Source organism: Kitasatospora sp. MY 5-36 (assembly GCF_001182915.1).
In the GTDB taxonomy this organism is placed as follows: Bacteria; Actinomycetota; Actinomycetes; order Streptomycetales; family Streptomycetaceae; genus Kitasatospora.
On record NZ_LFVW01001449.1, the window covers coordinates 1 to 528 of the forward strand.

The 528-nt window shown below is 80.9% G+C and carries 1 pseudogene; it reads right to left on the minus strand.

The annotated features are described in order from the left end of the window. Positions 1-528 (minus strand): annotated as a pseudogene (locus AE652_RS49625) (polyketide synthase); the annotation flags it as partial.

A 528-nucleotide genomic window follows, 5' to 3' on the forward strand; every position in this document is an offset into this window, starting at 1 on the left:
CGCAGGGCCGGGGCGGTGGCGTCGTCGGTCGTGTCGGCGTCGGCGGCGGTGGTGGCCCGGGCCAGCCGGGGCGCGGAGACCGTGCCCCGGCGGACGACCAGCTGGGGCTCGTCGGTGGCCAGCGCGGCGGGCAGGACGGCGGCGGAGGCCTCGTCCCCGTCCAGGTCGACCAGGACGAACCGGCCGGGGTGCTCGGCCTGGGCCGAGCGGACCAGGCCCCAGAGCGGGGCGTGCGCGAGGTCCCGGAGGTCGGCCCCGGCCGCGTGCCGGGTGACGAACACCAGCCGGGAGTCGGCGAACCGCTGGTCGGCGAGCCACTCCTGGAGGAGGGTCAGCGCCCGGCCGGTGGCGGCGTGCACCCGCTCGGCGAGCGGGCCCCCCACCTCGGCCGTCCAGGGCACCAGGACGGTGTGCGGGGCGGCCGCGTCGAAGGCGGCCAGGTCCGGCCGGCCCGGCAGGCCGAAGGCCGGCTCGCCGAGTACCGCCCAGTCGGCCGTGGCCGGGGCCGCCGGGAGCCGCAGCTCGGCC